The sequence below is a fragment of the Stenotrophomonas sp. STEN029 genome, from assembly GCF_056760015.1.
On record NZ_JBRREC010000085.1, the window covers coordinates 1 to 21,909 of the forward strand.

Here is a 21,909-nt window from a genome sequence, read left to right on the forward strand (position 1 = left end):
TCTCTTTTTTTGGACCAACACCCCCCCCATCTGGGGGGGGTGGGGGGGGTTCCGCCCCCCCCCCCCCCCCCCCCCCCCCCGGTTTTGCCGGTTTTGCCGTTATCCCCGAAACCGCTCAAGAACCCCCGCCGGATAATCCCGCTGGAACGGCAGATCCTTGCGGTGCGCATAACCGATGTAGCAATCACAACGCTGGTTCGGGCAGCCGCGCGGACGAAGCTGGGTCGCAAAGCTGCCGTCGTACAGATTCCCCAACGGCTCGGCCACGAAGTGGCAGCGTTTGACGTTGCCATCGCCATCCACCGACACCACGTTTTCGCCGGTGAAGCAGGGCGCGCCGAGGCTGGCCGAGGGTTCGAGGTTGAACAGGAAGTGCGGGTCCACGCGTTGCAGCTGTTGGATCTCGGCATCGCTGTAATAACCGGCAGGGCGCTCGTCGTAGGCGTTGACCCACATCGGCACCTCGTCCGGCAGCTCCTCACGCAGCAGCTGGATCTCTTCCAGATGCTCACGCATCGCCACCATGCCAACCGTGTAACGCACGCCGCGCCGCGCCAGTTCATTGCAGCGGGCGAGGAAAGCGGCGCGGGTTACCTGCCCCGGGTGATAGGTGCACCACAGCGCGAAGCTGTCGAGATTGACCTCGTCCAGCCAGTGCGTGCCGATGCACAGGTTGGTCTGGATTACCACACGGCGGACGTGCGGCATATGGCTCAGCTGCACCATCGCATCGCGATAGTGGCGGCGCACCAATCCCTCGCCCCACGGCGTGAACAGCACCGACAGTTCCATCGTCTGTCGCTCCGCCCAGTCGACGAAGCGCGCAAGGTCCTCGGCGTCGCGACGCAGGGCGGCGCGGGTGTCGTAGGTCTTGGCGAAGGGGCAGTACGGACAGTCGTAGTTGCAACTGCTCAGTCGCCCGCGATAGAGGATGGAAAGATGCATGCGCCGCTCAATCCAATTGGTAGTCGCGCATGCGCTCGGCCACGCCGGCGGAGATCAGCCACGGGCCTATGGTGTCGGCACGGGCAAGCCCGGTGTCATTCAACGCGACCAGCGCATTCTCGCGCGTGGCCAGTCCTTGTTCGAACAGCTCATCCAGCTGCGGCAGGTCGTCGAAGCACTCCGTGCCGAAGCGCTCACGGTATTGCGCAAGATCCAGGCCCGGCTGCGCCAGCAGTGACTGGATGACGAAGCGGCGACGGCGCTCGTCCTCATTGAGCTGCACCCCGTAGTCGATGTGGGCGAAGGAGGCCTCATCGCGCTCCAGGTAATGCGCAAGAATATCCGCCACCGAGCGCCGGCTGACGCCGTATTCGCTGGAGTAGTGCAGGCCGCTGGTATACGAGCGGGCGCCGCAGCCGATGCCAACCATGCCGTCGCTCTGGCAGCAGTACGCCGGCCCGCCGGAATCCGGCGCGTTGGCCGCGCGGAACATGCGCATCGATACCTGCTCATAGCCCGCGGCAAGCAGACGCTCGCGGCCGGCTTCATACAGCGCCAGGCGGTTGTCCACCGACTCGGGATGAATGACGAAGGAGCGCTTGCCGCCTTCCTTCGCACCGATGCGGTCCAGGCCGGTATGTGGGCGCACGTATAGCGGGTAGAGGTAGAGCTCTTCCGGCTGGAAGGCGAGGGCGCTGTCGATCGAGGTCAGGAAGCTGGCCACGGTCTGCCCGGCGATGCCGTAGATCAGGTCCAGGTTGAGCGTTGGAATGCCCGCCGCACGAATCTGCGCGATGGCTTCCTCGACCACCGCGCGTTGCTGTGGCCGCACCAGCGAGCGCACTTCCGCATCACTGAAGCTCTGGATGCCCATGCTGACGCGGTCGATGCCGGCGTCACGGCAGATCTTCATCTTCGCCGCGTCCACGGTTTCCGGCGACACCTCAATGCCGGCAGGAATCGAATGCAGGTCGATATTGGCGTGGCGTTGCACGAAGTCGAACAGCCGCTGCAGTTGTGGCGCATCCAGATAGGTGGGCGTGCCGCCGCCCAGCGCGAAGCGCACGAAGCGGTGTTCGCCCAAGGCATCGGCAGTCACCCGCAACTGCTTCTCCATCTGCGCCAGATAGGCTTCCACCTGCGCCGGCGCCGGCCGCGCCATTGCGAACAGATTGCAGAAACCGCAACGGTAGCTGCAGAACGGAACATGCAGGTACAGGAATAGCGCATCACGCGGCTCACTCGCCCAGGCATCGGCAAGCAGCGGTGGCTGGGTGATCGGCCGGTACGCGGACTTGTGCGGGTAGGAGTAGGAATAGGCCTGGTAGGGCTCGAGCCGCAGCAGCTCTGACAAACGATGGGCGGTCATGGGCTCAACACAAAATGCGCATAGGGGACGTTCATCACCGTCTCGTGGGCGAGGCGGTGGCCATGGAAGCCATCCTCGCCGTAAGCGGTGCCATGGTCGGAACAGATGATCACGAAGGCCGGCCCACGCGCGCGCAAGGCCGCGAACAATGCCGCCAACTCGCCATCAACGTAGCGCAACGCGGCGCAGTGGCTGTCCAGTCCATCCGCGTCGCAGCCGGGCAGGTAGTGCCGGTTCGGCTGGTGGATGGCCGAGACATTGATGAAGAGGAAGCAGCGCTGGTCGCCCGCTGCCTGCAGGCGCTCGCAGGCCAGTGACACCTGGCGTTCGGTCGAATCGACCGCGGTCACGCCGAGCTCGGGCTGCCAGTGGCTTTCTTCGAACAGGCTGGGCAGTTGCGAGCCCAGCGCATTGCGACGGTTGAAGAAGCCAACGCCGCCAATGCAGATGCTGCGGTAGCCCTGGTCACGGAAGCCACCGACGATATCGGCACGGCCGGAGAACACGAACGTCTCCGGCACGATGGTCTCGCTGCCTTCAAACTCCAGCGCGAACAGGCGCGGATGCGGGCCCGGTCGTGCAGGCGTGGGCAGGAAGCCGGCAAAGAACGCCGAGTGCGCCGCATAGGTGAAGCTGCCCGGCGTATGCCGCAGCTCCCAGCCATCGGCCGGCAGGTGCGGCGCAAGCACCGGCAGCTCGCCGCGCTCGAAGCAGCGCTGGGCCGCATCGAAGCGCAGGGCGTCCAGGGTGATCATCACCACGTCATGGCTGCCGACGATGCGGTGCATGTCGGGCAAGCGGGTCTCAAGCATGGGCGTACTCGTTGATTGCAGAACGCGCAGGCGCCAACAGCGCCTGGTCTTCGTAGGTGGTGCGCCCGGCATGGCGCAGGTCCAGCAGCAGGTCGCCGAAGCCATTGGCTTCCAGCACCCAGCTGCGCGTGCCGCGCACGATCAGGTCGAAGCCGATCATGCGGCTGGCGGGGAATGCAGCCGCGGCCTTCACCGTGGCTGCTTGCAGATGGCGGATGGCATCGGCATCCAGCAGCGCTTCCAGCTGCGTGCGCGCATTGCCCAGGTGCAGGTTGGTTAGCGCGCCCGCGCTCATCCGCGCCACCCGCTGCCGTGGCTGGCCATCCAGCGCGACCACGCGCACGTCATAGCGGCGGCCATCGCTGCCCGGCACGGTGGGCTTGGGAATCCAGCGCTCGATGTAGGCGCCTTGCTCGGCCAGCAAGTCCACCAGCCGTGCGATATCGTCGTGCCGGTCATAACGACGCTGCCGCAGCGAATTGAACACCCGCCAGCGGCCGTCCTGTTCCACCAGCTCCGCCGAGCCATAGGCGACCTCGCGGCCATCGCGGTTGCGCGCGTAAGCCAGCACGCCCGCGCCGGACGAACCGTAGCGGGCTTTGATGAAGACGCGCTCGCAGGCGGCATCGCGCAGGCGTGCGCACATATCCTCGTAGCCGCTGATCGCTCCGAACAAGGGCGGCACCGCCACGCTTGCATCGGCCAGCACTTGCTGGCAACGGAGCTTGTCCGACATGCAGGCCAGATCGGCCGGTGCATTGAGGTAATGCGGCCCCGCCGGAAGCGACGCCAGCACCTCGGCAAAGCCGGCATACCAGAACTGCTGATGCACCAGCTCGCCATGCGCGGCAGGCAAGGGCGCATCGCCGGCAGCGCCGGACAACTCCCAGCCACGCAGCACCAAGGCCTGATGCAGCGCAGGCGCTTCGCCGGGTGACTCCAGCTTGACGATGGCGCCGGGCGCCTGCGCCAGTGCCTCAAGCAGGCGCGCAGGCTCGGCAAGCAGGGTTTCGTAATCGAACACATGCGCGGCAGGCGCGCCCTGATCGTGCAGGGCACGCTGCAGCCACCCGATACGGCGGCTGCCGCTCGGGCCGATCAACAGCCAATTGGCCATCTTCGCCTTACTCGGACACCGCCACGTAGCGGTCGCCGTCGTCTTCTTCTTCCGGATCGTCCAGCACCACCGTGCACGGCAGCGCTTGCAGCTTCTGCTGCCAGGCCTCGGAAATGTAGTGGTGGCTCAGGTCGATGCGCTGCAGGCTGCCCAGGTTCGGGCTCTCGCACAGCGCCTGCGCGCCGACGTCGCCGATGGTGCCCAGCGACAGGTCCAGCGTCTGCAGCGTGCCCAGCCACGGCTCACCGGCCAGCCACACCGCCAGCTCATCGCTGATCATGGCGTTGCGCAGGCCAAGGTACTGCAGGCGCTCCGGCCCGATCGCCAGCAACAGGCGCTGGTAGACCGCCACGTCGCCATCGAAGCCATAGCCATCATCGCCAAGCCACAGCTCAAGATGGCGCAGGGCCGGCAGCGTGGAGTTGGCGATGGCAATGACGATCTCGTTCGGCAGGCCACCGCTCTCGATCGCCAGTTCCTGCAGCGACGCATGCGTGAAGGGCTGCAGTTCAAGTTCTGAGGTGCCACGGATGCGCAGCGACTCCAGGCCCGGGAAGGCCTCCAGCAGCGGGTTGTAGGAGATCTGGTTGATCCACGACATCTCGCAGTCTTCGTAGGTCATGTCACCCACGAACAGCGCCTTCAGGTTGCCCAGCTCGGCACGGCGTGCAATCAGCCCATCGATCAGGCCCTGCGGGCCGTCACTGGAAGCCTCATCCCATGCACCGATGATCAGCACTTCAATCGACTTCGGATCAACCTGCTCGAAGAAGTTGGCCAGCAGTTCCTCCTGGCTCTCGTCGCTGTCGTATTCCTGCATCAAGCGGTAAGCAACATCGCCGGCTACGGCTGAGCCACCCATCTTGAAGTCAACGACTTTCTTGCCACGATAAACCTGCGTGTATTCGCCAATGGTCACGGTACGTCCTTGCCGGAATGGTGCCGTAGCATAACCGAGAGGATGGTGATGCTGGCAGCAATGCGTCACGTTGGATGGAAGGCATACAGCCTTAGCCATTCCGTAACCATGCTGTGCTAACGCAGCAAGCAAGCGCAAACAAGCAAGCAGAAGAAGCGCGTAAGGAACGAGCAAGGAAACAAGCGAAGCCAGCTCAGCCCCCTCCCTTGCGCGTAGCGCAGGGGAGGGTTGGGGAGGGGGGGCCTTAGCAGCAATCCAGCAGATCAAGCAGATCAAGCTTCGCAGCTAACGCAGCTCCTACAAAAGCCACCAGCAACGCAGCAGCTCAAAGCGAAGCCAGCTCCAGCCCCCTCCCTTGCGCGCAGCGCAGGGGAGGGTTGGGGAGGGGTGCTCTTCGCAGCAATCCAGCAGATCAAGCACCCCAGCTTCGCAGCTAACGCAGCCCCCACAAAACCAAACAACCAGCTTCAGACCTACAACGAACTACAAACAGCCACATAGTTCCCCTGGCTGATATTCAAATACTTCACCCCGTTGTAGTACTTGTACCCAACCCCCATAACCCGATGCCCACTCTCGGTAGGGAACACCACAAACTCATACTCATCCCCAAACAGCGGATCAGCAGGCGTAAAGCTCAAATTGACCTTGTCACCAAGATCATCGTGCTTCCGCTTCCAGGTCATCTTCCCCTGCAAGTCCTCGCCCAGAAGCTTTACTTGCGCCCGCTGCGTCTTGGTATCCCAGGAGATCAACTCCGGGCCAATCGAATCACCCTCGATCTTGCAGATGGTCGTTTCGGCAAAAGCAGGCGCAGCAACGCCCAGCAGAAGAAGGGCAGCCAGGTGAGATGGTTCGAATCGCATTGAGTATGTCCAGTAGTTCGGGCCAGCGTTGCTCCGCAACGCCGTGCCGCGTTGTACCAGACACTCCCAGTTGAAAGCCATCGCCAAAGCCACCGGCGCGATCACTCCGCCAGATAAGCATCCGTAGCAACAACCCGCCCATACCCGAACTCAAACGACGCCATCATCGCCGCATGCACCTGGGCAGCCGGCGCCACAACCCCGTTGAACTCCAGGTCACGGGTAGCGCAGGCGTCGTGCAGCACGGTGACCGCATAGCCCATGTCGGCGGACGCACGCACCACCGCATCCACGCACATATGGCTCATCGCGCCAACCACCACCACGTCCTCGATACCGCGCGCTTCAAGTTGCTGCTTCAGATCGGTATCGCGGAACGAATTGACGTGGTTCTTGACGATCACCGGCTCGTCGCCGATGGGTGCGACAGCGGCCATGATCCGCACCCCGTCCGAGCCCGGCACGAAGATCGGCGCATCACTGCTGGCGGATTCATGGCGGACATGCAGCACCGGCACGCCCTTGGTCCGCGCATCGGCAATCACGCGTACCGCATTGGCGGTGGCGGCATCAATGCCCACCAAAGGCAGCTTGCCGGTGGCAAGGTATTCATTCTGAAGATCGACGACGATAATGGCGCGCTTGCTCATGTATGGCTCCCTCATGGGTGGTTGAATGGTGTGGGAGAAGTCTCCGCGACCGGCCTGCCACCACGAAGAGGCGCTACCGACATTCTTGAGGGCTGTACCGACAGATGCGCACCGACGGTCACATCCAAGTGGGAATCCTGCTGTATCCCGGCGCGCAGCTGGCGGCGGTGCTCGGCCTGACCGACCTGTTCGCCCTGGCCGGCAGGCTCGCCAGCGAACGCGCAGCACCCGCCGCCCCCGAACTGCAGGTCACGCACTGGCGCATTGAAGCGCCCGGCCAAGCGCCGCAAGCCGTCTACAGCTCAAGCCAGCCTCCAAGTGGAACACCGCAGGTAATGATCCTGCCGCCCAGCATGCAGCCGCCGATTTCCACCGAAGCCGCCGCGCCCTACCTGGGCTGGCTGCGCGCACTGCACGACGACGGCACCACCCTCGCATCGGTTTGCGCCGGTGCATTCCTGCTGGCCGAAACCGGGCGCCTGGCCGGCCGCACCATCACCACCAACTGGCAATACGCCGAACTGCTGGCTGCGCGTTTCCCGGACGTGACACTGGACGTGGACCAGATGCTCGTCGACGGCGGCGACATTTTCAGCGCAGGCGGCGCCATGGCCTGGACCGACCTTGGCCTGCGGCTGGTGGACCGCTACCTCGGCGCCGCAGTGATGCTGGATGTTGCGCGCACGCTGTTGATCGACCCACCCGGCCGCCAACAGCGCTACTACAGCAGTTTCTCACCACGCCTGACGCACGGCGACACCGCAGTGCTGGCCGTGCAGCAATGGCTGCACGACACCCACGCCAAACAGGTCGCATCCGCCGAACTCGCACAACGCGCAGGGCTGGAAGAGCGCACCTTCCTGCGCCGCTTCCAGAAAGCCACCGGCATGACCGCCACCGAATACTGCCAGCGTGTACGCGTGGCCCGTGCACGGGAGATGCTGCAGACCAGTAACGTGCCGCTGGAGCGGATTGCCTGGGACGTGGGTTACAGCGACCCGGGGTCGTTCCGGAAGGTCTTCAGCCGGATTGTGGGGTTGTCGCCGGGGGAGTATCGGCGGCGGTTTGGTGGGCTTTGATTGAACAGTGGTGAGCAGAGAAAAGCCGCTCTATTCTTGATGTCCTTGGCAGTAGCCTTCTTGTGCTCCTCCGACAGCTTTCGGCCAGAAGGGGACATAGAAACGCCTGAGTAAAACCGACCCGCGAAGCGGGTTCGGCTTAATTGAATTGCTATGCCCCGTACTGATACAAGACATGAAAGGTTCGATCTCCGGTACCTTCATAAGCATAGATGGTTCTGAACACTTGAACGGGCTTCTGCCCAACCAGCTCTGCCACGCTATCAGCCTCCTCGTAAGCAACCGCCTTAGCTGTAGTGAACGGAGTAAAGATGCCAACCAGCAAAATGCCGGGGCCCCGCGACTGAGAGAGGCTTTGCATTGTGGCTTTGTCATATTTAGCACCAATGACACCTTGGAGAACGCTGGAGAAAGTCGCATCCGGATCTAGTACAAGTCGTCCATCGTCTGGTACGTGATCAACGTCGTCAGCAGCATACGAAGTGAGGCCAATCGCATGGCTCTTGTCTAGGAAAGCATCGGTAATTTCAAGCCAGGTGCTCTCACCATCCAGCTTGACGATTGCTTCGGGCGGCTCCGGCCTATCGAGAATTTCTAGACTTGCGCCGCTAGCTTCTATGTAGGCTATGAACTGGCGAAGAACCGCCTCCTCATGCGCTTTCTTTAGATCCCTTCGACTTACCATGACTCGCTAGAACTCCTGCTAGGGGGGGGGCGCTTGAGTTGAGTCGTGCCACCAAGCGGCATCGGCTTGAACGAATTTTTATGCGGCGCTCGCATCATGCTCCTGCAATCAGACCTTCACGCTCCAGTACGCGGCGCACCTCCTCAAAAGCGGCAGCGATGTTTCCGCGTGGGAAGCGGATTTGACCAAGCCCAGCCACGTTGCTGAATTCAGTGCAACCCTCCTCGAGCATGACGATGGCACGACTGAAACCGAGGCGACCTTGGAACAGTCCAGCTTCGTGGATTACGTTCATCCGGGCCTGCAAAGTGCCATCGGCCATTTCGTCCTCGGCGGTCATTACCAGAAACGCGATAGCGGACGCGTCCAGCATCTCCGATAAGCGAGCAATGTTTGTTACTCCCGCAACCGGAACCCTATTGAATTCATCCCAAGGCAAACGAACGCGATCTTGGATGAAATCTTTCAGTTCTCTCCATGCCCCTGCTCGACCCTGCCCGATGAACACATTGGTGCCGACTCTAGAATCGCGCACCCTTCTCCTAGACTTGCGCTCAAGGTGAGACGCGCCCTTGCGCGCTATATCTGCAGCAGCCCTACAAACTGCAAACGAATGCTCTATCGCCCGATACTGAGCCTTGATCGCGATATGTGGTGGAAGTTGTGTGCCTTGGCCGAGGACGATGGTATCGCGCGTCATCACTTCGCCGCGCTGATTCAGTCGTTCAGCGACTTCACTAGGCGAGAGTACCTCTAATGCTTGTAGCTGCTCATTCAAACTATGAATGAATGCGTCAGCCCCTCCTGCAAGCTCTGTCTGGAAGATCGAAGTTATTTCAGCTTTGGCGTGGTCGAAAATCTCATCCGCCGATTCTGCAGCGGCCTCTGCTTCGGAAAGATCAGGATTTCCTGCAAGGCTGAGAACATGCTGTTTTACTCTTTCGGCTGGATACTCACGCCAGCGGCCAACTGACCCCAAGCTGGCGAGGGTATCCATGAGGCCCCACTCTTGACTGAAGTGCGCGCCTGGTGGCGGCGTCTGAAAGTTCTCGTAGTAAACCCGCGAGTGGTATCCGAGCCAAGAGCCAGAGAATGACTGCCCAACCTCTGCTACCGCTGTACGAAGCGCAGAGATCGATTGCGATGTTTCATCACGTTCTATGCCGGCCGCAGCCGCATTGAGCGAATCGGCAAGCTGAAAAAGCTCTTCATAAGCTGTCACTACATTCTCCTGCGCCGCATGACGCCTGAATTAAGCCTAGCCACGAAGCGGTGTCGGCTTCAAAGAATCGTTAGGCGGCTCAGACAGCAGAGCAGCCTGAATGGTTAAACCAGCGCCAGCGAACGCGAGCACGGTCATGATTAGCGCGACAAGCAAAGCGGCAATAAAAATGCGAACCGATTTGCGGCGAAAAGCGCAGGAAAACATCGCTATGACGCTCAATGCCCCTGCGACCAAACTCGCGAGAATGACCAGTGGACCGGCCAACTGACACAGAAACTGGGTTGTAAGGTAAAGCTCGAGACCATATATGCCCAAGCTCAACCCGAGTAGCCACCAGCCAGCTTGCTTTATCAACTGCGAAGAATTCTGTATGAGCCATCTAACTACCTGATAGCCGGGTCTCTGGATCCGGTTATGCGACTTAGCCACAGCACACCGTATGGCGGGCTGTCCCCTTGATGCGTTTCGATCTTAGAGTGGCTGGAGCGGGCTAACAAGCTACATCTAGCTAGCCGGATCTACTAGGCCGGCACATAGCAACCTCCGACGTCCGCTCTGGGTCGCATGACGCCCTGCGGCGAGAAGCAGATGGTCGCGACGGCTGAATCAACAAGCCGAGCCACAAAGTGACTTCGGCTTGAGTGAAATTTAGAGGTCCCTCATCGGCCGCAGCAGGGGCATGAGTCACCTAGTGGGCCGGTGTGAAGTTTAATGGTGGAACTTATGCTCTCCTCCAGGCGCTCCATTGATGCAACTTCACCATTTTCATACTCTTCAATAAATCTCGCAAAATCTCGCTTCTCAGTCTTGGATAGACTTATCCAGCCATTGATAACTTGCGCAGCAGTGCCGTCCATTTACTAAATCTCCCGCAAATATGGCAATCCGTTGATTGCATGCCGAGTGGAACAATTCCACATCCTGAGCATTTCTTTTGAAACTGTCTGAGAGCGGCGCGATGGCCGCGACGAAGCTCACCATCATTAACGCCGGCCTTCCCATCTTGACTGCGGCGGGCATTGTCGGCAGCTACTAGTTCCCGATACTGTGCATCGAAGTCTACCGGGAGGCTGTTGGCCAGAGATCCAAGTTGTTTGAATTTCTCAGAGATTGCTTTGTTATCAATACTTGAGTCCAATGCATACTCTAAGGACGCTGGCCAGCTATAGACCACAGATAGGGCGCTAAGTAGCAGCTGCACTAAGCCAATCGAGCCCGCGATAAGTGCGGCTTGTGCCAAATATGGGGTGGTAGTGCCATAGGTCATGACCGCACCTCCCAGCAATAATGGAACAGCAATGCCGAGGCCGGATATCGCATTTAGGCGTGTGCGATAGCGTCGCACTCTGAATGCAAATAGTTCAGCGGTCCCGTAAGCGAATATTGCTCTGTCCCAGCAATCTTTGAGCTGGACATCATGTGCATTGGCTGACATGGAATAACCTAGCCTCCCCTTAGGCTCTATTGCCGATAACAAAGTGTGTGGTTAAAATGCATCGGCTCCAATAAAATACTAGCCTCAAGGCTAGTACTCAAGAGCTCTGTCACGCCGCTCATTCTTCATTTCTGTGAGACGCCGTTCCCTGAGATAGAGGAAAAAAGGTAGTGCCAGGGACGGACCAATTACGATACTAGACAGCGGCAACCACAGATGGGGCATACCCTGCCGTCGCCCCTCGACGCAAATGAAAGTAGTAGTAGCGAGCCCCGAAACAAGTACATCTGCCCAGGCGAACGCGGCAATGTTGCTGGAAGTCGCTTGCTGCAGTAGCAGCGGCACATTGAGGCCGTGGGCGGAAAGCCATGGCACAAACTGGCCGAGGGGCAGGGCTGTGCCTGCGATGCAGAGAAGTAGGTAAACAAACCGCATGTTGCTCTCCGGCTGATTCGGTTGGGCGTCTCTGCCTTGGATTATCGCTTGGGCCAAGGAGTTTTGGGCCTTGTCGGCCGGCGAGCTCGGGAGTTTCGGCGCGATCAAGGAAGGCCAATCCGTAATTATTGCCGAACCCCGTAAGAGCTCGGCGACACAAGGGAGCACGTCGGCTTGCTTGGCCCGTAATCACCCATTGCCGATGGACATTCCCGCCATCCCAACTCACTGGCATGCTGTCGCCTGCTCATCAGGGGATGAAAGTCGATGTTTCGATCTGTTGTTCTCGCGGCTGCACTGTTTGCAGCGCTTCCCGCGCGTGCGGAGCTGGCCTTCGAGGCGCCAGTGGCGTGCGCTGATGCGGATTCGTCTCCTGCGCTGAAAGGCAGCCTCTGTGTCACCACCCATGTTCCGTTGCGGCATGCGTCGCCGGGCGATGGTTCGCTGAAGCTGTTCGTGCGGTGGTTTCCTGCCGAGGCGGTGGAGCGGCGTGGGGAGGTTTGGCTGTTGGCCGGTGGGCCTGGTGAGTCCGGGGCGTCCTTGTATCCGGTGGTTGCGACGTTCCGGCGTGCGTTTCCTGGTTATGACCTGGTGATTCCGGACCACCGTGGCGTGGGTCAGTCGGAGCGGATCTGCCCGGTGCAGGAGGCGGCGGACAGTGCGGATGGTGTTGCGCTTGCTGGGGACGAGTGGGGTGGCTGCATTGGTGCGATGTATGCGGATGCGGCACGTACGCAGGCGTTCTCGGTGACGGAGGCGGCGCAGGATCTTGCGCTGTTGATGTCGCGCTATCGCGGCAGTGGGCCGACCTATCTGTACGGGGTGTCGTATGGCACGCAGCTGGCCTTGCGTGCGCTGCAGGTGGCGCCGATGCCGCTGGACGGTTTGATCCTGGACGGGCTGGTGCCGCTGGAGACCACCGAGCAGTGGGATCTGAGCCGGCGCACGGCGTTGGTGGATGCGGTGGGGCGTGCGGTGCTGGGCGAGCAGAAGGTGGCGGTCTATCAGGGGGTGCTGGCCGCTGCGCCGACGGCGCCGTGGAAGGACGAGGTGCCGGGTGGTGATCTGCGCCGGTTGCTGGGCTCGCTGCTGAACTTCCCTGCGCTGCGTGCGCGTATTCCAGACATCGTTGATGGGCTGGTGGTGGACGATACGTCCGCGCTGCTGGCGACGGTGGCGGAGCTGAAGACAGCGATGGCCGGGATGGGGCAGGGCGCTAACAACCAGCCTTCACTGCCGCTGGTGATGTTGATCTCGGCGTCGGAGAACAATGCGCGGCCGGGGCTTACGCGGGAGCTTGTGGAGCAGGAGGCTGCTGGGGCTTTGTTTGTCAGCGCAATCCCTGGGTTTCTGGTCGGGGCGCCTGTGCCTGCTTATGTGAAGGATGCTTGGTTTGGGAAGTCGCCGGGTGCGTTACCCAGGACCTTGGTTGTGCATGGGACCTTGGATCCGAATACGGCGTATGCGGGCGCGGTGGAGCACGCGGCTGTGCTGGGGAAGGCTGGGGAGGTGAGTTTCAGTACGGTGGAAGGTGGGGCGCATTTGCTGTCTAACTTTGCGCCTGGGTGTTTTGTTGAGGCGGTTGGGGTGTTTGTTGGGGGTGGGGAGGTTGGTGGTAGGTGTGTTGAGCGGTGAGGGTTTTGGGTTCTCACAGCTGAGTTTGGTTGGGTGCTGGAGGTTTGGGTTTTAGGGTTTTGTTCTGCCCTCACCCCAACCCCTCTCCCGCTGGCGGGAGAGGGGCTTTGGTCATGCGGGGGCGGGGCTATCCGGTTGTCTGACAGGTTGTTGCGTGCGGCCTTGTTGGCTCCAGCGTTAGTCGCTGCACATCCGAAAACAGCTGCTCCACCGGCATGCCGTACGGCGCAAACAAACGCAGCCGTCCTTCGCGGTCGAATACGTAGCCGCCTGCGGTGTGGCTCATTGAGTAGGCGCCGGGGTGCTTGCCTTCTTCGCGGTCGTAGAAGGCTTTGAACGATGCTGCCATTGCGGCCAGTTGCGCATCGTCACCGACCAGCGCTGTCGCAGTCGGGTCAAACGCTTTCACGTAAGTCTCGGCAACAGCAGGGGTGTCGCGGGCCGGGTCCACGGTGACGAAGATCACCTGCAGTTTGTCGGCGTCCGAGCCCATCAGGTGCTTTACGCGGTTCAACTCCACCATGGTGGTGGGGCAGACGTCCGGGCAGCTGGTGAAGCCGAAGAACAGGTAAGTCACTTTGCCGTTGAGGTCGGCCGGGCTACGGCTTATGCCTGTGCTGTCGGGCATCGTCCATTGCTGGCCGAGCGCTTCGCAGGCGATGTCCTTGCCGTAGAAATCCACCTTGGGCTTTGCGGCGCAGGCGACCAGCAGCAGGGTGGCGGCGCTTATCGCGATGGTGGACAGGTGCAGTTTGCGGGCCAGTGCGGCGAGGCCGGTGGCGGAGGTGTTGGTGCGGGACATGGCTATGGTCGATGAAGGACGGACAGCCGAACTGCACGCAACGGGCCGGCATGGTGTGCCGGCCCGTTGCGTGCGTCAGTTGACCATCATGTGGAAGTGCATGCTCCAGATGATCCAGATGGAGAGCGCTACCACGATGAAAAGAATGACCAGGGTGAAAACAAAACTGGCCAGGTTCCAGCCGCCCTCCGAGGAGCGGTTCATGTGCAGGAAGTACACCAGCTGCACGATGATCTGCACGACGGCAAAGCCGACCAGCAAGGCCATCGTCAGTGGCCGCGACAGCGTCGGGTTCATCACCAGCAGGAAGGGGATGACGGTGAGCACGGCGCAGATCACGAAGCCGATCAGGTAGGACTTGGTGGAGCCATGTCCGCTGCCGGCGCGGGAGGTGTCGTTGTCGGACATGTTCAGAACACTCCAATCAGATAGACAAAGGTGAAGACGCAGATCCAGACCAGGTCCAGGAAGTGCCAGAACAGGCTGAGGCAGGAGATGCGGGTGACGTTGGTCGGGGTGAGGCCGCGACGCTTCACCTGGTGCATCACCACCGCCATCCAGATCAGACCGCTGGCCACATGCAGGCCGTGCGTGCCAACCAGTGCGAAGAACGCGGACAGGTAGGCGCTGGTGGTGGGGCCGGCGCCAATGTGGATGAGGTGGTTGAACTCATACACTTCCATGCCGATGAAGCCGGCACCGAGTGCGAAGGTCACGCCCAGCCAGGTCAGCACCGCGCGCTTGTCCTGGCGGTGCATCGCCAGCACGGCCTGGCCGTAGGTGATGCTGGAGACCAACAGCAGGAAGGTCTCCACCAGCACGAACGGCAACGAGAACAGTTCGGCACCGGTCGGGCCGCCTGCATACGCGTTGCTGAGCACCGCGTAGGAAGCGAACAGCGAGCCGAACAGCACCAGGTCGGACATGAGGTAGACCCACATGCCGAACACCTTCATGCCGCCCTGGTCGTGGCCATGGTCGTCATGGCTGTGCTCGGCCGCCTGTGCGTTGTCTACGGCGACGTTGGACATGATGTTCATGCAATCACCCTGTGCTGCTTGAGCTTGTTCTGGTGTTGGTTCTCGATGACGGCCACTTCTTCGGCGCTGACGTAGTAATCCACGTCCTCGTCGTAGGAGCGCACGATCAAGGTGACGATCATCGCCACGAAGCTCGCACCGGCCAGCCACCAGATGTGCCAGATCAAGGCGAAGCACAGCGCCAGGATCCAGATGTTGAGGATCAGCGGCACGCCGGTGTTACGCGGCATGTGGATCGGCGCGTAGTGCTTGGGCGGCTTGGGCAGACCTTGCTTCTTGGCTTCGTGGAAGGCGTCCAGGGTGTCGGCCTTGGGCACCACGGCGAAGTTGTAGAACGGCGGCGGCGAAGGCGTCTGCCATTCCAGCGTGCGTGCATTCCACGGGTCGCCGGTGATGTCCTGGTTCTGCTTGCGGTCGCGGATGCTGACGTAGATCTGCACCAGCATCAGCACGATGCCTGCGAACACGAACAGCGCGCCGACGAAGGCGGCAATCAGGTAGGGTGTCCACGCCGGGTTGTCGTACTGGTTCATGCGCCGGGTCATGCCCATGAAGCCGAGCATGTACAGCGGCATGAAGGCCAGGTAGAAGCCGATGATCCAGCAGGCGAACGACCACTTGCCCAAGCGCTCGTTGAGGGTGAAGCCGAACACCTTCGGGAACCAGTAGACGAAGCCGGCCAAGTAGCCGAACAGGGCGCCACCGATGATGGTGTTGTGGAAGTGGGCCACCAGGAACAGGCTGTTGTGCAGCAGGAAGTCCGCGCCCGGGATGGCCAGCAGCACGCCGGTCATGCCGCCGATGGTGAAGGTGACCAGGAAGGCGATGGTCCACAGCATCGGCACGCTGAACTCGACGCGGCCGCCGTACATGGTGAACAACCAGGTGAAGATTTTCACGCCGGTCGGGATAGCAATGATCATCGTCATGATGCCGAAGAAGGCATTGACGCTGGCACCGGAACCCATGGTGAAGAAGTGGTGCAGCCACACTACGAACGACAGGATGCCGATCGCCAGCGTTGCACCCACCATCGACTTGTAGCCGAACAGCTTCTTGCGCGAGAACGTGGCGGTGATCTCGGAGAAGATGCCGAACGCCGGCAATACCAGGATGTACACCTCCGGGTGGCCCCAGGCCCACACCAGGTTGACGTACATCATCGGGTTGCCACCCAGGTCATTGGTGTAGAAGTTGAAGTCCAGGTAGCGGTCCAGGGTGAGCGCGCCGAGGGCGACGGTCAGGATCGGGAACGCGGCAATGATGATCACGCTGGTGACCAGCACGGTCCAGGTGAACACCGGCATCTTCATCAAGGTCATGCCCGGCGCACGCATGCGCAGGATGGTGATGAACAGGTTGACGCCGGTCAGCAATGTGCCGACACCGGAGGCCTGCAACGCCCAGATGTAGTAATCAACACCTACCCCTGGACTGAACTCGATGCCGGACAGCGGCGGGTACGCCACCCAACCGGTCATCGCGAATTCGCCAAGGCCCAGCGAGATCATCATCAGCGCGGCGCCGACCACGAAGATCCAGAAGCTGAAGGCATTGAGGAAGGGGAAGGCCATGTCGCGCGCGCCAATCTGCAGCGGCACCACGATGTTCATCAGGCCCACCACGAACGGGGTGGCCACGAAGAAGATCATGATCACGCCATGCGCGGTGAAGATCTGGTCGTAGTGTTCCGGTGGCAGGAAGCCATCACTGCCAGGCCCGGCCGCGGCCAGCTGCGCGCGCATCATCAGTGCATCGGCAAAGCCGCGCACCAGCATCACCAGCGCTACTACGATGTACATGATGCCGATCTTCTTGTGGTCCACGGTGGTGAACCAGTCGCGCCACAGCACGCCCCACAACTTGAAATAGGTGACCGCGGCGAGCAATGCGATGCCGCCAAGCACCATGCCCGCCAATGTCACCACGACGATCGGGTCGTGCAACGGCACGGCGTCCCACGTCAACTTACCGAACATGCTCATTACTCCTGGGAGGCCTTGGGTTCTGCGTTGTGGCCAGACGTGGCCGCGGTGTTCTCACCCACGCCGATGAATTGGTCGATGACCTTCTTGAACAGCAGCGGCTCGACGCTGGCGAAGTGGCGGACCGGTTCCTTGCGGGTGGGCGCGGCCAGGCGCTTGAATTCGTCGAAGCTCAGCTGATCCGGCGACTGCCGCACCTGCGCAACCCAATCGTCGAACTGCGGTTGGCTCATCGCGGTGGCGACGAACTTCATGTTGGAGAAGCCGTGGCCGCTGTAGTTGCCCGACATGCCGTCGAACTTGCCCTGCTCGTTCGCCACCAGATGCAGCTGCGTGCGCATGCCGGCCATCGCATAGATCTGCCCACCCAGCTGCGGGATGAAGAAGGTATTCATCGTCGAGTTGGAGGTGATGTCGAAGGCCAGCTGCTGCCCGGCCGGGAAGTTGAGCTGGTTGACCGTGGCGATGCCCAGGTCCGGGTAGACGAATACCCATTTCCAGTCGGTCGCGATCACTTCCACGTGCAGCGGTTCGCCGGGAATATCCAGCGGCTTGTAAGGGTCAAGCTCGTGGGTGGATTTCCACACGATGACGGCCAGTACGGCGACGATGATCAGGGGCACGCCCCAGACCACGATTTCCACCTTGGTGGAGTGCGCCCAATCGGGCATGTACCTGGCCTTGGTATTGCCGGAGCGGTAGCGCCAGGCAAAGACGAAGGTCAGCACGATGGCCGGTATCACCACGATCAGCATCAGTGCGATGCAGATCAGGATCAGGTCGCGCTGGGCAATGCCCACGTCGCCCTTGGAGTCCAGTAGTACCCAGTTGCAGCCAGACAGGCCCACGCATGCCAAAGCGGCCAGCGCTGGGCGGATGCGTTTCCAGCAGATATTCATTGAAGGTCGACCCTGTTGAAGGAGCTCTTGAGCGGGGACCGCCGATGCCCGGCGCATGGGCCGGGAGCGGCTACACTGTCCGTACGGCGGTGCCTACAAAAGGATTGCCGATCCAGTCAAGTCCATACAAGATACATCATTGTATGGGTTGGTGCACGTACAAAGCAGGGAAGGTTCACCCGATGCAGCAGCCAGCCGCAGGCCGACGCCTGAAAAAGCCCAACCGGACCTGGGTCCGCCCCTTCGCCGAGGGCACCGGTCCGCTCTACCTGCAGATTGCCCAGCAGGTACGCGATGCCGTGGACGATGGCGTGCTGCAACCCGGCGACCGCCTGCCGCCGCAACGCGACCTGGCCCAGCTGATGGGCGTGGACCTGACCACGGTTACCCGCGCCTACGCCGAGCTGCGCCAGTCCGATCTGCTCGACGCGCAGGGCGCCGGTGGCACCTTCATCGCCATGTCGGCCGGCAACAGCGCCACCTCGGTGGACCTGAGCATGAACATCCCGCCGTTGCTGGGCAGCAGCCCGTTCGCGCAGAGCATGGAGCGCGGCTTCCAGCAGCTCAGCCAGCAGCTGGGGCAGGGCGAGTTGATGAGTTACCACGTCGGCGCCGGCTCCCGTGATGACCGCGCTGCCGCCGTGCAATGGCTGGCGCCGATCCTCGGCAACGTCTCCGCCGAGCGGGTGGTGATCTGCCCCGGCGCGCAGGCCGCGCTCTGCGCCATCGTGCTGGCCAAGACCCAGCCGGGTGACCTGATCGCCGCCGAACAGCTCACCTATCCGGGCCTGCTGGCCGCCGCGCGTGTGCTGCAGCGGGGCATTGTCTCCATCGCCATGGACGCCGAAGGCATGCTGCCGGACGCCTTGGAAGCGGCCTGCCAGCAGCGCAAGCCGGCCCTGATCTACCTGATCCCGACCATCCAGAACCCGACCACCGCGACCATGTCGCAGGCCCGCCGTGCCGCCATTCTGGCCATTGCCCGCCGCCATGGCGTGGCGGTGGTCGAGGACGACCCGTACTGGCTGCTGGCCGCCGACGCGGCACCGCCGCTGGCGGTGGATAGCCACCCGGATGCCCCGGTCTACTACGTTTCCACCCTGTCCAAGTGCCTGGCGCCGGGCCTGCGCACCGCCTATCTGGTGGTGCCGCCGGGCGAGCCGATGGAGCCGCTGCTGGACGCCCTGCGTTCGATCGCGCTGATGCCGACCCAGTCGATGGTGGCGGTGGCCTCGCATTGGATCCGCAGCGGCCAGGCCGATGAGATGGTGCGCCGCTTCCAACAGGAGCTGCGCCAGCGCCAGCAGATTGCCGCGCGCATCCTGCCCGAGCCTTATCAGGCACACCCGTCCGGCCTGCATGTGTGGCTGCCGCTGCCGCCACGGCTGGACCAGTACCGGCTGATCCAGGCCGCGCAGGCGCAGGGTCTGGGCATCGCCAGCTCGGAGGCGTTCAGCATCGAGGAGCAGGCCGGCAATGCCATCCGCCTTTCCCTGGGTGGGGCGGTGGACCAGCACAGCCTGGCGGCGGCGTTGACCAAGCTCACCGAGGTTATCTCGGCAGCGCCTGAGACGCGGACGCAGGCGATCGTTTAACCGCGCTCCGGTCATACCCATACAAAAGTGATACATTGCATATCTTGTATGGATATGCAGGTGGCTGCTGTGCGTCGGGACAAGCTGAAGTTTCATCTGGTCATGCTGGGCTGCGCCGGTTTCGTGGTGCTGGCGCTGGCGTCGCTGGTCTATGTCTGCTCGCGGCCGCAGACCGCCGATGTGCAGGCGAGTGAGCGTGCGGCCATCGAGCAGTGCCTGCAGCGCAGCCGCGCGCCGGAGCGTACCGAGATCTACCGCCGCGCCCAGGCCGATTCCTGCGCCGAGATGCTGGAACAGTACGAGCACAAGTTCGGCGCGGACGCCGCCTCGTGAGCCCGCCCAACGGCGCATCGCCGCGCCGACGTGGGATGCGGCTGTGGATCGCGGCGGGCTGCGTGCTGATGGCGGGTATTGCGATAGCGTTGTGGCAGTACTTCGGCCTCAGTGAGCAGGCCACGTTCGCCGAACAGGCCATCGTTTTCGACGACACCCAGCTCAAGTTGCCGCCGGAACTGGCTGGCGCCAACGGACGCATCCGCGTCGTGCATTTCTGGGACCCGGCCTGCAAGGTCTGCAACCGCGAAACCGGCGCGCATCTGAGCTATCTGATCAGCATGTACCGCCGCGCCAACATCGATTTCTATGCGGTGCGCCGCCCGGGCACGACAGGTGAGCTGCCCGAGTATCTGCGTGGTCGTTTGCAGGAACTGCCGACAATTGAAGGCGCCGAACATATCCCGGCCAGCCCTGCGGTTGCGATCTGGGATCGGCAAGGACATCTGGCTTACGCGGGCCCTTACAGCATTGGCATGGTCTGCAATTCGGCCAATAGTTTTGTCGAGCCCATCCTCGACAAGCTGGTCGATGGACAAACCGTGCGGCCGCGTGGCTTGTTGGCGGTGGGCTGTTACTGCCCGTGGCAAAGCAAGTCTTGATCCACTGCTGATGAATCTGCATGTATGCCAGCGTGCGTGGACGTTTTGTCCGCGCACAAAGAACAGCGGGCACCCGCTCCAACCGACCGATGGTTGTGAGCAGGCACCCGCCGCTGATGCAAACAATACGTGGCTACATCGTCCATACATGGTGCGACAGGATGTCGCAGTTTTTGCCGGTAAACATGGGGTTTGGCGATGAACTGGATGGACAGCGCGCTGCGCAGCAACGGCCCGATCTACCTGCGCATCGTCAACAGCATCGAGCGCAGCATGAACACCGGCGAGCTGGTGCCCGGCCATCGCCTGCCATCGCAGCGCGCATTGGCCAAGCAGCTCGGCATCGACCTGACCACGGTGACACGCGCCTTCGATGAAGCGCGCCGACGCGGCCTGATCGAAGCGCGTGGACCACAAGGCAGTTTCATCGCACCGCCGAAAGCAGCCTTCGGCCAACCAGTCGACCTGAGCATGAACGTGCCACCGGTACCGGATGCATTGGCCTTGAACGATGCCTTGCGTCGCGGTGCTGCCGCCGTGCTTGCGCGCAGCAACGCGCCCAATCTGATGACGTACCATCTCGCCGGCGGCAGCCCGACCGACAGACATGCGGCGATCAGCTGGTTGCAGCCGATGCTCGGCGAAGTCGCCGATACGGCACTGGTGGTGGCGGAGGGCGCGCAGTCGGCGCTGGCCTCAATCTTGATCAGCCAAACCCAGGAAGGCGAGGTGATTCTCTGCGATCACCTGGTGTACCCGGGCCTTCTGCAGGCGGCACGATCGTTGGGACGCCGCTTGCTGCCGGTCGATGGCGATGCGGAAGGAATGTGCCCGGAGGCGTTGGAGCGCGCCTCGCGGCAGAGTGGGGCGCGCGTGGTTTACCTCAATCCCACCTGCAACAACCCGACGGCGCTGACGATTCCCTCGCAGCGACGTGTTGAGCTGGCACGTGCGCTGCAGCGGTTGGATCTGCTGGCCATCGAGGACGATCCGTATTGGCATCACGCTGTGGAAAAGCCAACGCCAATTGCGGCGCTGGCACCGGCGCAGGTGTACTACGTATCAACCTTGTCGAAGGCGATCAGCCCAGGTTTGCGCACGGCATTCGTGCGCTGTCCATCCGAGCAGCATGCAGAAGCACTGGCAATTGCATTGCGCTCGATCTGCCTGATGGGGCATCCACTGGTGATGGCGCTGGTAAGCCAGCTGCTGTTGGACGGTTCGGCGAACGCATTGTTGAATCAGGTGTTGGATGAAGCGCGCGAGCGCACCGCGCTGGCTACACACTTGCTGGTGCCCTCATTGAAGGTGCAAGCGTCAGGGCTGCATGCCTGGTGCACCCTGCCAGAGCAAAACCGGCAAAAACCGGGGGGGGGGGGGGGGTGGGGGGGCCGCACCCCACACGAAAGCCCGGGTGGTGTGGGGGCCCCCCCCCAGGGGGCCCCCCGCGGCCGAGCACCGGCGGGGGGGGGGGGGGGGAG

General features: G+C 62.1%; 22 protein-coding genes. 6 read left to right on the plus strand and 16 right to left on the minus strand.

The window, feature by feature from the left end; genetic code table 11:
• Positions 1 to 99: 99 nt before the first annotated feature.
• From ACVOLI_RS16465 to ACVOLI_RS16495, 7 genes are all read right to left on the minus strand, one after another.
• Positions 100 to 945 (minus strand): STM4011 family radical SAM protein, encoded by an 846-nt coding sequence (locus ACVOLI_RS16465; protein ID WP_481615232.1) that lies wholly within the window; start codon positions 943 to 945, stop codon positions 100 to 102.
• A 7-nt stretch (positions 946 to 952) separates the two neighbouring features.
• On the minus strand, positions 953 to 2,314 hold the full coding sequence (locus tag ACVOLI_RS16470) for an STM4012 family radical SAM protein (RefSeq protein WP_481615233.1): 1,362 nt from the start codon (positions 2,312 to 2,314) through the stop codon (positions 953 to 955).
• Positions 2,311 to 3,126: an STM4013/SEN3800 family hydrolase gene (locus ACVOLI_RS16475; RefSeq protein ID WP_481615234.1), complete on the minus strand. Its 816-nt coding sequence runs from the start codon at positions 3,124 to 3,126 to the stop codon at positions 2,311 to 2,313. The genes ACVOLI_RS16470 and ACVOLI_RS16475 overlap by 4 nt, the downstream gene beginning before the upstream one ends.
• A complete protein-coding gene (locus tag ACVOLI_RS16480) occupies positions 3,119 to 4,228 on the minus strand; it encodes an STM4014 family protein (RefSeq protein WP_481615249.1) in 1,110 nt (369 codons plus the stop codon). Before ACVOLI_RS16480 ends, ACVOLI_RS16475 begins: the two co-directional genes overlap by 8 nt.
• A gap of 22 nt (positions 4,229 to 4,250) precedes the next feature.
• On the minus strand, positions 4,251 to 5,162 hold the full coding sequence (locus tag ACVOLI_RS16485) for an STM4015 family protein (RefSeq protein ID WP_313399877.1): 912 nt from the start codon (positions 5,160 to 5,162) through the stop codon (positions 4,251 to 4,253).
• Between the two features lie 473 nt (positions 5,163 to 5,635).
• Positions 5,636 to 6,028: a hypothetical protein gene (locus ACVOLI_RS16490; protein ID WP_481615235.1), complete on the minus strand. Its 393-nt coding sequence runs from the start codon at positions 6,026 to 6,028 to the stop codon at positions 5,636 to 5,638.
• Positions 6,029 to 6,129: 101 nt separating this feature from the next.
• The gene (locus tag ACVOLI_RS16495; protein WP_481615236.1) at positions 6,130 to 6,678 is read right to left on the minus strand and encodes a cysteine hydrolase family protein; all 549 of its coding nucleotides are present in this window, start codon (positions 6,676 to 6,678) and stop codon (positions 6,130 to 6,132) included.
• Positions 6,679 to 6,782: 104 nt separating this feature from the next.
• On the opposite strand from ACVOLI_RS16495, the gene ACVOLI_RS16500 reads away from it, so the two are divergent.
• Positions 6,783 to 7,757 carry a GlxA family transcriptional regulator gene (locus ACVOLI_RS16500; protein WP_481615237.1) on the plus strand — a complete coding sequence of 325 codons (975 nt, stop codon included), beginning with the start codon at positions 6,783 to 6,785 and terminating at the stop codon, positions 7,755 to 7,757.
• A 151-nt stretch (positions 7,758 to 7,908) separates the two neighbouring features.
• Here ACVOLI_RS16500 and ACVOLI_RS16505 read toward each other — a convergent pair whose 3' ends face one another.
• The 4 genes from ACVOLI_RS16505 to ACVOLI_RS16520 all read right to left on the minus strand — a co-directional run bounded on the left by ACVOLI_RS16505 (position 7,909) and on the right by ACVOLI_RS16520 (position 11,537).
• The gene (locus tag ACVOLI_RS16505; RefSeq protein ID WP_481615238.1) at positions 7,909 to 8,442 is read right to left on the minus strand and encodes a hypothetical protein; all 534 of its coding nucleotides are present in this window, start codon (positions 8,440 to 8,442) and stop codon (positions 7,909 to 7,911) included.
• 94 nt (positions 8,443 to 8,536) lie between these two features.
• Positions 8,537 to 9,664 (minus strand): TIR domain-containing protein, encoded by a 1,128-nt coding sequence (locus tag ACVOLI_RS16510; protein WP_481615239.1) that lies wholly within the window; start codon positions 9,662 to 9,664, stop codon positions 8,537 to 8,539.
• Between the two features lie 820 nt (positions 9,665 to 10,484).
• Complete coding sequence (locus tag ACVOLI_RS16515) at positions 10,485 to 11,102, minus strand: mobilome CxxCx(11)CxxC protein (protein WP_481615240.1); 618 nt, start codon at positions 11,100 to 11,102, stop codon at positions 10,485 to 10,487.
• 90 nt (positions 11,103 to 11,192) lie between these two features.
• The gene (locus ACVOLI_RS16520; RefSeq protein ID WP_481615241.1) at positions 11,193 to 11,537 is read right to left on the minus strand and encodes a DUF2834 domain-containing protein; all 345 of its coding nucleotides are present in this window, start codon (positions 11,535 to 11,537) and stop codon (positions 11,193 to 11,195) included.
• Between the two features lie 267 nt (positions 11,538 to 11,804).
• Here ACVOLI_RS16520 and ACVOLI_RS16525 point away from each other — a divergent pair, with 267 nt between their 5' ends.
• Positions 11,805 to 13,172, plus strand: a complete 1,368-nt coding sequence (locus ACVOLI_RS16525; RefSeq protein WP_481615242.1) for an alpha/beta fold hydrolase — start codon at positions 11,805 to 11,807, stop codon at positions 13,170 to 13,172.
• A 127-nt stretch (positions 13,173 to 13,299) separates the two neighbouring features.
• Here ACVOLI_RS16525 and ACVOLI_RS16530 read toward each other — a convergent pair whose 3' ends face one another.
• From ACVOLI_RS16530 to cyoA, 5 genes are all read right to left on the minus strand, one after another.
• Positions 13,300 to 13,974, minus strand: coding sequence for an SCO family protein (locus ACVOLI_RS16530; RefSeq protein ID WP_481615243.1), 675 nt, complete (start codon positions 13,972 to 13,974; stop codon positions 13,300 to 13,302).
• A 75-nt stretch (positions 13,975 to 14,049) separates the two neighbouring features.
• Positions 14,050 to 14,382: a cytochrome o ubiquinol oxidase subunit IV gene (gene cyoD, locus ACVOLI_RS16535; protein ID WP_312368997.1), complete on the minus strand. Its 333-nt coding sequence runs from the start codon at positions 14,380 to 14,382 to the stop codon at positions 14,050 to 14,052.
• Positions 14,383 to 14,384: 2 nt separating this feature from the next.
• Complete coding sequence (cyoC, locus tag ACVOLI_RS16540) at positions 14,385 to 15,014, minus strand: cytochrome o ubiquinol oxidase subunit III (protein ID WP_282271767.1); 630 nt, start codon at positions 15,012 to 15,014, stop codon at positions 14,385 to 14,387.
• Positions 15,011 to 16,993, minus strand: a complete 1,983-nt coding sequence (cyoB, locus tag ACVOLI_RS16545; protein ID WP_481615244.1) for a cytochrome o ubiquinol oxidase subunit I — start codon at positions 16,991 to 16,993, stop codon at positions 15,011 to 15,013. Before cyoB ends, cyoC begins: the two co-directional genes overlap by 4 nt.
• A 5-nt stretch (positions 16,994 to 16,998) precedes the next feature.
• Positions 16,999 to 17,898 (minus strand): ubiquinol oxidase subunit II, encoded by a 900-nt coding sequence (gene cyoA, locus ACVOLI_RS16550; protein WP_481615245.1) that lies wholly within the window; start codon positions 17,896 to 17,898, stop codon positions 16,999 to 17,001.
• Positions 17,899 to 18,080: 182 nt separating this feature from the next.
• On the opposite strand from cyoA, the gene ACVOLI_RS16555 reads away from it, so the two are divergent.
• The 4 genes from ACVOLI_RS16555 to ACVOLI_RS16570 all read left to right on the plus strand — a co-directional run.
• Positions 18,081 to 19,493, plus strand: coding sequence for an aminotransferase-like domain-containing protein (locus ACVOLI_RS16555; RefSeq protein ID WP_481615246.1), 1,413 nt, complete (start codon positions 18,081 to 18,083; stop codon positions 19,491 to 19,493).
• 69 nt (positions 19,494 to 19,562) lie between these two features.
• Positions 19,563 to 19,826, plus strand: coding sequence for a hypothetical protein (locus tag ACVOLI_RS16560; RefSeq protein ID WP_244479166.1), 264 nt, complete (start codon positions 19,563 to 19,565; stop codon positions 19,824 to 19,826).
• Entirely contained in the window at positions 19,823 to 20,428 is a 606-nt protein-coding gene (locus ACVOLI_RS16565) for a DUF6436 domain-containing protein (RefSeq protein ID WP_481615247.1), read from the plus strand. Before ACVOLI_RS16560 ends, ACVOLI_RS16565 begins: the two co-directional genes overlap by 4 nt.
• A gap of 198 nt (positions 20,429 to 20,626) precedes the next feature.
• The coding region (locus ACVOLI_RS16570; protein WP_481615248.1) for an aminotransferase-like domain-containing protein at positions 20,627 to 21,909 on the plus strand (1,283 nt) is incomplete at its 3' end.